7 protein-coding genes, 1 riboswitch and 1 other annotated feature are annotated in these 11,638 nt (G+C 28.7%); of the genes, 3 read left to right on the top strand and 4 right to left on the bottom strand.

The window, feature by feature from the left end; genetic code table 11:
- Positions 1-213 precede the first annotated feature (213 nt).
- The 4 genes from J2Z24_RS19805 to J2Z24_RS19790 all read right to left on the bottom strand — a co-directional run bounded on the left by J2Z24_RS19805 (position 214) and on the right by J2Z24_RS19790 (position 7,693).
- Positions 214-1,161, bottom strand: a complete 948-nt coding sequence (locus J2Z24_RS19805; protein ID WP_035152486.1) for an L-lactate dehydrogenase — start codon at positions 1,159-1,161, stop codon at positions 214-216.
- 157 nt (positions 1,162-1,318) lie between these two features.
- Positions 1,319-5,098: a helicase-exonuclease AddAB subunit AddA gene (addA, locus tag J2Z24_RS19800; RefSeq protein WP_035152488.1), complete on the bottom strand. Its 3,780-nt coding sequence runs from the start codon at positions 5,096-5,098 to the stop codon at positions 1,319-1,321.
- 156 nt (positions 5,099-5,254) lie between these two features.
- Positions 5,255-6,424 (bottom strand): M20 metallopeptidase family protein, encoded by a 1,170-nt coding sequence (locus J2Z24_RS19795; RefSeq protein ID WP_085059186.1) that lies wholly within the window; start codon positions 6,422-6,424, stop codon positions 5,255-5,257.
- Between the two features lie 75 nt (positions 6,425-6,499).
- Positions 6,500-7,693 (bottom strand): hypothetical protein, encoded by a 1,194-nt coding sequence (locus J2Z24_RS19790; protein ID WP_035152489.1) that lies wholly within the window; start codon positions 7,691-7,693, stop codon positions 6,500-6,502.
- 55 nt (positions 7,694-7,748) lie between these two features.
- Positions 7,749-7,987: a binding site (T-box leader), on the bottom strand.
- A gap of 159 nt (positions 7,988-8,146) precedes the next feature.
- Positions 8,147-8,229: riboswitch (cyclic di-GMP riboswitch) on the top strand.
- 150 nt (positions 8,230-8,379) lie between these two features.
- On the opposite strand from J2Z24_RS19790, the gene J2Z24_RS19785 reads away from it, so the two are divergent.
- The 3 genes from J2Z24_RS19785 (at position 8,380) to J2Z24_RS19775 (ending at position 11,633) form a co-directional block, all read left to right on the top strand.
- Entirely contained in the window at positions 8,380-10,146 is a 1,767-nt protein-coding gene (locus tag J2Z24_RS19785; protein WP_035150551.1) for a methyl-accepting chemotaxis protein, read from the top strand.
- 111 nt (positions 10,147-10,257) lie between these two features.
- Complete coding sequence (locus J2Z24_RS19780; protein ID WP_035150553.1) at positions 10,258-10,509, top strand: CPF_0552 family protein; 252 nt, start codon at positions 10,258-10,260, stop codon at positions 10,507-10,509.
- Positions 10,510-10,733: 224 nt separating this feature from the next.
- Positions 10,734-11,633: a chemotaxis protein gene (locus J2Z24_RS19775; RefSeq protein WP_035150555.1), complete on the top strand. Its 900-nt coding sequence runs from the start codon at positions 10,734-10,736 to the stop codon at positions 11,631-11,633.
- Positions 11,634-11,638 lie beyond the last annotated feature (5 nt).

Genomic DNA, 11,638 nt, shown 5'->3' with positions numbered 1-11,638 from the left:
GCCTTATATGTAATTTGTATTCCTCAGACCAAGATTTTGCCTTCGGCTTCCTTCAGATTCCACCTCACGGTGGACACCCTTGCCGTCAGCTAGTGCTTCCCACTACCAAGCCCACAACGGACTTTCACCGTCAAGTTGTTGCCCATGCTGGGCACACAATAAAAAATAAACAAGGCAAATTTTTCCTTGTTTATTTCTTTATTATAATACAATTTAAAATTTAATTTTCTCTAAGTTTTCCTTAAGTACTTTAGCCGACTCTTTTAATTTTTTTTCTTCCTCATCATTTAACCTTACTTCTATTATTCTTTTGATTCCCCCTTCTCCTATTACAGTTGGAACTCCCATATATATGTTTTCTATACTAAATTGCCCAGTAAGTAATGAGGATACTGTAAGTATAGAATCTTCATCTCTAATAATTGCCTCAACAATTCTTCTAACAGCCAAAGCTACGGCATAAGAAGTATATCCTTTCCTATTTAACACCTCATAAGCAGCATTTTTTACTTCTTCTGGAATTCGTCTTTTAAAGTCTCCACTACAACTCTTACAAATGTCATTACAGTAATCTTCTACACCAATACCTGCTATATTAGTAAGACTCCAAGCAGCTATTTCTGAATCTCCATGCTCTCCTAAAATATAAGTATGCACATTTCTCACATCTATTTTAAAGTGATTACTTAAAAGATATCTAAATCTTGATGTATCAAGTACAGTCCCTGAACCAATTACTCTTTCTTGAGGAAAACCCGATAATTTATATGTTACATAAGTTAATATATCTACAGGATTTGATACTACAAGTAATATAGAATTAGGACTATATTTAACTACTTCTGGTACTAGACCTTTAAAAATATTAAAGTTTTTATTTATTAAATCTAATCTTGTTTCACCAGGTTTTGGCCCTGCTCCTGCTGTTATTATAACTATATCTGAATCCTTAGTATCTTTATAATCTCCAGAAATTATCTCTACAGGCTTAACAAAGGATACACCATGTGCTAAATCCATAGCTTCTCCTTCTGCCTTTTCTTTATTTATATCTACTATAACTATTTCTGAAGCTAAACCTTCCATCATAATGGCATAAGCCGTAGTAGAACCAACAAATCCTGCTCCAATTATTGATATTTTAATTCCTTTTTTATTCATATATATTACCACCTTATTTAGTAATTTCCTTTTGTAGATATTATATATTAATTAATAATTATTATCAAGTATTTTTTATATACTCTACATTAATAATTTAAAATATTAATCTATTAAGTACTTCTAAATAATATTGTTCCACAATGTAATTTAAATATTATATTTCAATAAAATCATCTATATGGAAAAGATATAAAAACTTTTCTTTAACCTTTTTGCCTGTTATTCTTTCTAATGCTTCTTTATAATACTTTAATTGCATAAAATATTTTTTCTTAATATCTTCAATATCTTCTACATAGTCTGTTTTATAATCTATCAATACCAAACCATCCTCTTCTTCAAAATAAAGGTCTATTACTCCTTGAAGAATTACCTTTTCTCCCCCATATATATCTTTTGATAAGTCCTTGTAAATATCAGTACTATTAACTTCTATATAAAAAGGAGTTTCTCTTTTTATATGACTAGCTGCTTTCACTCTTTTCCCTAAAGTGCTTTTAAAAAAATTATATATTTTATTTATTCTTACTTCTCTTGCTGCTTCTTCTGTAATAAATTCCTCTATAATCATCCTACTTATTTCATTTCTTATCTCCTCTATGCTAGAGGTTTTGTTTATATTTATCTGTTGCATTGCTAAATGCATGAATGTTCCTATTTGCGCTGAAGTAAATTTTTTTGTTTTTTCTAAAAAAATCGGTTTCTTTAATAAGGATGTTACTAACAAAGGAGTTGAATTTTCATCATCAGTTTCTGAAAACTTTCTTTTAAGTTCTGATACAGAAAATTTTGCAGGTATTGTACAAGATTCTATATATTTATATTCCCATTTTAATCTTCTTTTTATTTCTTCTTTATACTTACTTTCTTCTGTAGAAAACTGAAGATTTTCTAGTTCTTTCAATATATCTATTTCTTCTTTTTCAACTTTATCTTCTATAAGTTCATCTCTATCCCACAACTTGATTTTCCATTTTGATTCATCTAATATTATTCTTTGTTCCATATCTTTAATATCAAATTTATCTGCAAAATCTACTGAATCTTTATGCCTTAATACAGTTGGGAAAATCCAATCTAGATAATTCTTACTTTCCATTAATGCATACTCAGGTATTTTCTCTTCTCCCTCCATGGCAATACTAGCCCACTTTTCTAGAGTATTATCTAAATTATTTATCATTCCAGTAATTATAAGCTTTTCTTTAGCTCTAGTAAAAGCTACATAAAGTATTCTCATTTCCTCTGAAAGAGTTTCAAGCTTTATTTTCTTTTTTATTATTTGTTTTATAATAGTAGGATAACTTATTCTTTTTTCTAAATCTACATAATCTGGTCCTAACCCTAATTCATGATGATATAACATAGATTTTCTAATATCTTGTAAATTAAAATTTTTACCTGTTGTAGACAAAATAACTACAGGAAATTCTAGCCCTTTACTTTTATGTATGCTCATAATTCTAACTACATTTTCATTTTCTCCTAAAACCTTAGCACTTCCCATATCTCCGCTACTATTTTTTAATTTATTTATAAAATCAATAAAATTAAATAATCCTCTAAAACTTGTACTTTCATATTGTTTAGCTCTTTCAAATAATATTCTTAGATTTGCTTGTCTTTGAATACCTCCTGGCATAGCTCCAGCATATCCATAATACCCTGTTTCAGTATATAGATACCATATAAATTGATCTATACCCATATGTAATGATTTTTCTCTCCAACTATTAAGTTTATTTAAAAATCCTATTACTTTTTTTATCAAATCTTTGTTTAAATTTTTTACATAGTTCTTTTCATCTTCTGTACATAAGCCTTCATCTTCTATTTTCCTTAAATCTTCATAGATACTCATATTCTTATTTATAAGTTTTACATCTATAACTTCTTCTGATGAAAAGGAAAATATAGGAGATCTCATTACCGAAAGAAGTGGTATATCCTGTCTTGGATTATCAACTATTTGTAACAATGATAAAATAGTTTTCACTTCTGTTGTCTGAAAATAGCCTGAAGCAGTATCAGCAAAAACTGGTATTCCCCTATTATTAAGCTCCTCCATAAAAATAGGTGCAGCTTCTGCTGTAGCCCTCATAAGAATTACTATGTCTCTGTATTGAATCTTCCTATATTTACTTGTTGCCTTATCTAATACCATGAATGAATTATCATTTTCCCCATTTACAAGATTTTTTATTATTTGTGATACCATAGATGCTTCTAATTGTATATTATCCGGTTGTTCCTCTTCTTCAGAAAATATATAATTATCATACTCTTCATAAGAGCTATTATTAGAATCAACTTTATTTTTCTCCATCAAATTAATTTCTATAGAACCACCACAATTTATTTCTTCATCTAATTCTGGGAAATTAGCCCCCTGATTTAACTTTTCTTCTTCATCATAATCCAATTCGCCAATATTCTTACACATTATCTGTTTAAATATAAAATTAACTCCATCTATAACTTCTTTTCTACTTCTAAAGTTTTTAAAAAGTTTTATCTTTCTATTATTATCTCCTTCTTGTTCAGAGTAGTTATTATATTTATCTAAAAATAGTTCTGGCTTTGCCTGTCTAAATCTATATATACTCTGTTTTACATCTCCTACCATAAATCTATTAGGTTGAATAAGCTTCTGATTTTCTAACTTTATATTTGGTTGTCTTGACACGCAATTTAGTATAACTTCCTGTACCAAGTTACTATCTTGATATTCATCAACTAATACTTCTTCAAACTTTTCTCTATATTCTATAGCAACTGCCGAAGGAATCACTTCTTTATTTTCATTAAAATCTGTAAGTATTTCTAATGCAAAATGTTCTATGTCATTGAAATCCACAATATTTTTTTCTCTTTTTTTACTTCTATATATTTTACTAAAATCCATAGTAAGTTCTATTAAGCATTTTATTCTTGGATACAGTTTTCTTAAATTCTCACCAATATTCTCAGTTCCTACAAATACATCATCTTTAATTTTTTCTATTTTTTCTTTAACTTTTTTTCTTATATCTAGTGCCTTATCTTTTATCTCTTTGATAGAATCATCTACTCTTTTTCTAGGAAGGTTTCCAAAGTTAAAATTCTTTATTTCACTATTCAGATCCTGCCAACACAAACTACTCTCTATCTTCTCTATTGTTATTAAATCTTCTTTAAAAACTTCTACATAACTTTCCAACCCTTCAGTTTCTTTTAAAGATTTTAATGCCCTTAAAATTTTTTTCTTCAACCCCACTATTTCAATTTTTATATCCTCAATTATTATATTAGCCCAATTAGATTCTTCAAATTTAAAATCAGAATCTACATTGAAGCTTTGTAAAACTTTATCAAACCACATTTGAGGCCAGGGAAGACTTTGAGAAAAATTGTAAATACTCTCCACCATTTCCAATATTTTAGCATCATCCCTACCTCCATAGGAATCCACAAGTTCTAAAAACTCTTTTTTACAATTCTTCTCTTCATATCTTTGTTCAAAAAGCTCATCTAGTGCCTCCTTCTTTAATAATATAGTCTCAGTTCCATCTCCCACTCTAAAAGAAGGATCTATATCTATAATATGAAAATTATTTCTTATAACTTGAAGACAAAAAGAATGTATAGTTGTAATATTAGCTCTATTAAGTAAAGTAAGTTGCCTTTGTAATATTTTAAAATTAGGATTTTTATCCAATTCCTTTGATATTGCTTCCCCTATTCTCTCTTTCATTTCTGAAGCTGCTGCATTAGTAAAAGTAACTACTAAAAGTCTATCTATATCTATAGGATTATTTATATCCATTATCTTTTCTATAATTCTTTGTACCAGTACTGCAGTTTTACCTGAACCTGCTGCTGCCGCTACAAGTAAGTTGCAATTTTTTGTACATATAGCATTTTGTTGTTCTTGTGTCCATTTCATATCCGCCACAACTTTCCCTCCAAATCTTATAAATTTTTTCACAGTACAATGTATGCTTTATATGTAGTACTCTGAAAAAAAGGATTTTCACTTTTAGAAAATCCTTTTTAACTTCATATCTATTCAATTATATTTTACCATAATAGTTGGTATTATAAGCTATTTTTATTTATTTAAGAAATCTAATGCTACCTGAGCATAACTGGCAGCACCTATTGGTAAAGCCTCTTCATCTACATTAAAGAAATTTGAATGATGTGAATAGCAACATTTCTTTTCTTCATTACGCCCACCTAAAAACATTAATGCTGCTGGTACTTTATATGCATACTCCGAAAAATCTTCTGATCCCATAACTTTTTCTATATTAATCATATTTTCTTTTCCTACTATTTTTTCTACAGCTTCTGCTGCTATATTCACAGAAATTCCATCATTTACGGTAGGACTACATGTAAAATCATATTTAAATTCATACTCACAGCAATAAACTTCACAAGTGCTTTTAATCATTTTTTCCATCCATTTAGGCATCATATTTCTAGAATCTACTGTAAATGTTCTATTCATTCCCGTAATTTCTGCCCTTCCAGGTACTACATTAAAACGTTCCCCTGCATTAATAGTTCCTACATTAATTACTATAGGATTTCTAACATCATTTACCCTAGTTACTATAGTATGAAGTCCCTGTAATACTGCTGTAGCACATGTTATTGCATCTACCCCCTGCCATGGTGAAGATCCATGACAAGATTTACCTTTAATAGTAATACTCCATACATCTGCTGATGCCATTATTGGGCCAGATTGTAAGCTAACTTGCCCTACTGGAATATCTGACCATATGTGCATTCCAAAAATCATGTCCACTTTTGGATTTTCTAAAGCTCCACCTTGTATCATACTCTTCGCCCCTCCTGCTACTTCTTCAGCAGGTTGAAATATAAATTTTACACTTCCTTGTATTTCATCTTTTATTTCCGATAATATTTTAGCAGCTCCTAAAAGCATAGATGCATGAAAATCATGCCCACATGCATGCATCATACCTGGTTCTTCTGAACTATAAGGAAGTCCTGTTTCTTCATTAACAGATAATGCATCAATATCTGCCCTAAGCGCTACCACTTTTCCTCCTTCTTTTCCTCTAAGTAATCCAACCACTCCAGTGTCTCCTATAGACATTACTTCAATTCCCATATTATTCAATTCTTCTTTTATTTTTTGAGAAGTTCTAAATTCTTTAAAAGATTCTTCTGGATGTTTGTGAAAATCTCTTCTTAATTCCACCATCCAATCATAATATTTTCTTGATAGTTCTAAGGTTTTCATATTTAAAAATCCCCCTCTTATTTAGTAATTTTAAAATGTACAGCTATACATTATTAAAGTATATTAATTAAAAAATTAGAGCATTTTAACCATAATACCTGCTAATATAACAGAAGCTATAGTAACAGTTACAAATCCTGCCACTAACATTTTAGGTAACATTTCATTTAAAATAAATTGTTTCTCTTCATCAGTTTTTCCCTCTGCATTAGCAACCTCCTGAGAAATTATAAAGGTCCCAGGAAATCCAAAAAGTGCTGTAATTCCTATGGCAAAAGCCATTTGCCAGCTATACCCCAAAGCTTTTCCTAATGGTATGCTACATACTGCTATTCCAACAACCCCTAACACTAAACTTACAAGTAGAGGCCAAAGCAATGATACTACCATTTCAGGGGTAGCACTTACTAGATTTGCAAATATAACTACAAGCAGACTTCCCATGGCAAATCCAAAAGCATTTGCTTTTGTAAGAATATCTCCTTCAAGAAATCCTACCTCTTTTAGCACTATTCCTACTATAAGACACATAACATATTTATTTATAACTCCACCAGTAGCTGCCGCCAATTTAAAACTTAGAAATGATGCTAATCCTAATTTAGCTAAAAGTATAGATGGAGTTTGAAGTTCTTTGGGGAATTCAGGAAAAATTTTATATTTAGGTCTTTTTATTTCTGTCTCTAAAGTACTAACTACTTCATCTTCAGCAATATTTTTCTTTAATCCTCCATTGTTAAACTCTTTTGAAATTCTTTTTGCCTCTTTGCTTAAACAAATAGATGCTATAGGATATCCAAAAAATCCTTGTACTACTACTAGTAAAGTTGCAAAAACCATTATTGTTTCGAGTCCTTTTACTTTTGCAGCTTCTCCCATCATTATTCCTGCTACTACTCCTCCAGCTATTGGTGGTGCTGCCGCTACTGAATAGTCTCGTCCAATAATAGGAGTACCTAATAAATAAACAAAAACTCCAATTCCTATAATAGCTATCAAAGCTATTAATACTGTCTTCCACTGCTTTACAAGATCCTTAATCCCCATCAATGTACCCATATGAGTAATTAATACAGAAATTAATATAGATCCCATAGGAAGTAAATATGAATCTTTAAATATGGTTTTAGGTAGCCCCATCCAAAAACCAACTAAGAGAATCACTGAAGAAATAAATAAAGTTGAACAAATCGCTTTAGTTTTAGAAGAAACAAAATCTCCAAAACCAAAAATAATAAATAATACTGTGAATGCTAATAGCCCATCCATAAAAATGCCCCCTTTTAAAATTATATTAAAACGCCTCTACATATCATAAAAGACATATAGAGGCGTCTATTAACGCGGTACCACTCTATTTCATCACCTAAATAACAGATGATCTCATTAAATAAAAGCTAAAAACCCTTGCATTTTAACGGCTGCTCCCGTGAAAGCTTACTTATAATTTTCAGCCTTTCAGACTCTAGGTCGAGTATCATTACCCCATCAGTACCAACTTTCAGCCTAGGTTGGTTCTCTGTAACTGAGTGTAAGTAACTTTTTACCTTTCATAGTCTCTAAAACTTTATAACGCAATATTTAGATTTATATTGTGATAAATAGTAGCATATATTATACATCTCGTCAATGCATTTTATACAATAATTTTCATCTATTTTAATATTTATCTTCATATTTTATATATTATATGCTATAATTACTGAATAATTCCATAATTTTAATGAAATTGGAGCAATGAAGATTTTCCTATATTTGGGCACCTGGGAAATTTGGAGTTAATGGTGCAACCTCCCAATAAAATTATATATTTTGTCGGGAGGTTTTTTAATAAACTAAATTATTTTTTATTAGTTACCGTGTAATATATATTGTTATTTAATATAAATTATTATATAATTACTATTGTTGTACACTTTTATAATTTATTATAAATATTTAATGGAGGTTTTTATATGGCAAAACAAATGAAAAACAATACTCTAAAAAGAAGTCTTCTTTCATCTTATATATCAATTTTTCTTTTGATAATTGTTTCTATATTAGCAATGACTATAACTTCATTTTTAAGCTCAAAAAAAGCTTTAACTGCTTTAGGTGAAGAAGCTCTAAGAAACAGAATTCAAATGGGACTTGCTATGATGTCAAGCTTAGAGGAAGAAGTGAAAGAAGGTAAAATTTCAAGAAATCATGCTCAAGAAATATTTAGAATGAAAATGTTAAATCCAAAGGAAAGTGATGGCAAAACTAGAGGACTTAATGAGACTCTTGAACTTGGTATTAAAGCTTATATGTACGCAATAGATAGCAATGGGCTAGAAGTTATGCATCCTTTTAAAGAGGGTGAAAACATCTCTTCAGTAACTGATGCTAAAGGTAATAGTGTAACTAAGCTTATTATAGAAGAAGGAAAAGCGCCTAAAAATAATGGTATAATACATTTCTGGTGGAAAAACCCTGATGAAACAAAAGAACGTCCAAAAGTAAATGCTGTAGGTTACTTTGAGCCTTGGGATTGGTACATAAATGTAGGATGTTATAATGAAGATTTTTACAAACCTGCTTATAATATACTGGTATCCATTATGATAATAACTGTGATTGTTTTTATTTTATCTATATTAATAATAAGAAAACTTATTACTAATAAAATAAATCCTTTAACACAAATAGTAAATGCTATGGAACTTGCTTCTAATGGAGATTTAAGCATTAGACTAAATATTAATTCAAAAGATGAACTTGGATACATATCTAATATATTTAACCATATGTTAGATAAAATGCACTCAATAATTACTAAAATAAATGATACTTCTAAAATGTTAAAAGAAAAAACTTACATAGTTGATTCAGTTACATCGGTTACTGAACAAAATTCCAATAGTATAAAAGAAGCTATGGAAGAAATATCTGCTGGCATAGCAGATACTACAAAAGAAATACAAAGAAGCTCAAATGAAATAACCACTCTATCTACAGATATTAATTCTATTAAAGATACAAGCACCGCAATGAATAAAGAAGTGGAAAAAACATCAACTCTAAATGAAAATATAATAAATACTTTAAACTTATTAGAAACTCAAAATAAAGAAAATAGGGAAATTGCAGATGAAACCACTTTAAAAATGCAAAATCTTTTAGAAAAATCAAGAGAAATATTAAATATAATTCATACTATAGGTGATATATCTTATCAAACAAATTTACTTGCTCTTAATGCTTCTATAGAATCTGCTAGAGCTGGAGAATATGGTAAAGGTTTTGCTGTAGTTGCTAATGAAGTAAAAAAATTATCTGAAGAAACTTCTAATGCTACAGATAAAATTGATAACTTAATAAAGGATTTAGTTGAGGCAATTAATATATCTGTAGAAACTGTTAAAAAATCAAATATGGTAGCACAAAAGCAAACACTGGCTATAAGCAAAACTAAAGATACTCTTGAAAATGTAGTAACATTTATCAAGGAAATACCTAACTCAATTGAAGAAAACTTAGAAAAAGTAAATGATGCTTTTACTAAAAAAGAATCTATTACTACATCTATGGAATCTATTTTGACAGTAACAGAAGAAATCTCGGCTTCTTCTGAAGAAATTGCAGCTTCTACATCTGAGGTAAATGAAAATATAATATCTATGAAAAAATTAGTAGATGAATTAACAATATTTACAGAAGAATTATACAAAGAAGCTAACACTTTTAAATTAAATTAGAATTTTTGTTTCTATTATATACTTATGAAACTTTTTCTAAAGATTATTGATTAAATAAAATCTATATGTTCAATAATAATAATATATATTTTTAGAAAGGATGATTTTCTTATGGAAAAAACAATAATAATGGGTATAAGTATCAATACTAGAAACACTCATGCTGTTCATGTTCAAGATGTGTTAACAAAACATGGTTGTATAATAAAGACAAGATTAGGTTTACATGAGACTTCAGATGATTGCTGTTCTCGAAAAGGTATAGTTTTACTTCAACTTTGCGGATCAGACCAAGAAATATCAGAATTAGAAAAGGACTTACTAAAAATAGAGGATGTAACAGTAAATACTATGGAAATATAATAACTTTGCTCTAAAACCCTATTTAGTTAACAAAATAGGGTTTTTAGGCATATTAAAAATTTAGTGGCAATTTTCGTTCTTTATATTTACATAATTTTATATATATAAAAAAATTTTTATGTTACTATTAAAGTAATGGATTTTTTATTCGAAATATTCCATAAATACCATTTATGAATATTTTATATTAATTAAATAATTGATTATATAAAAGGAGTGAAATTATGGACAATGGCATACTACTAGAATCTGGAACAGGCGAATTAGAAATATTAGAATTTATAGTAAATAATAAACATTACGCAATCAATGTTATAAAAGTTAAAGAAGTAATAGATATTGATAGTGTCACAAAACTTCCACAAACACACCCTGCTATAGCGGGATTAATACTTTGTAGAAATGAAATAATAACTTTAGTAGACTTAAATTACGTTTTAGATGGTATAAGAAAAGATTTTAATAAATCTAAAATAATAATATGTGAATTTAATAAAATTAAAGTAGCTTTTAATATTGATGATATTGTAGGAGTTCATCGTATCAAATGGGAAAAAATAATGAAACCAGATGATTTATCCGAAAATTCTCTAGTTATAGGAAACATACTATTAAATGAACAAATAATATTATTACTAGACTTTGAAAAAATAGTTACAGATATTAGTCCAAGCACTGGTATTAGTGAAGATAAAATTGTACAAGTAGATTATAAAGACAGGTCTAATATTAAAGTTATGTTAGCAGATGATTCTGCTTTAATAAGAAGACTTTTAAAAGATACCCTTACAAAAGCTGGATTTAATAAATTAAATATTTTTGATGATGGTAAACAAGCTCTAGATTATTTAGAAAATGTATTTGAAAGGAAACAAGACCGTTTTACAGAAGATGTTCAAATACTTATAACAGATATTGAAATGCCTCAAATGGATGGACACACTCTTACAAGAAAAATTAAAGAACATCCTATTTTAAGAAAATTGCCGGTTATTATATTTTCTTCATTAATTACAGATAACCTGAGACATAAAGGGGAATCTGTTGGTGCAGATGCTCAATTAAGTAAACCAGAGGTAGGCGATTTGGTAAATTTAATAGATAAGTATGTATCTAATCTATAAAAATT

The sequence above is a fragment of the Clostridium tetanomorphum genome (genome assembly GCF_017873215.1).
GTDB classification, from domain to species: domain Bacteria; phylum Bacillota; class Clostridia; order Clostridiales; family Clostridiaceae; genus Clostridium_AO; species Clostridium_AO tetanomorphum.
This window is presented reverse-complemented; position numbering and strand designations above follow the sequence as displayed.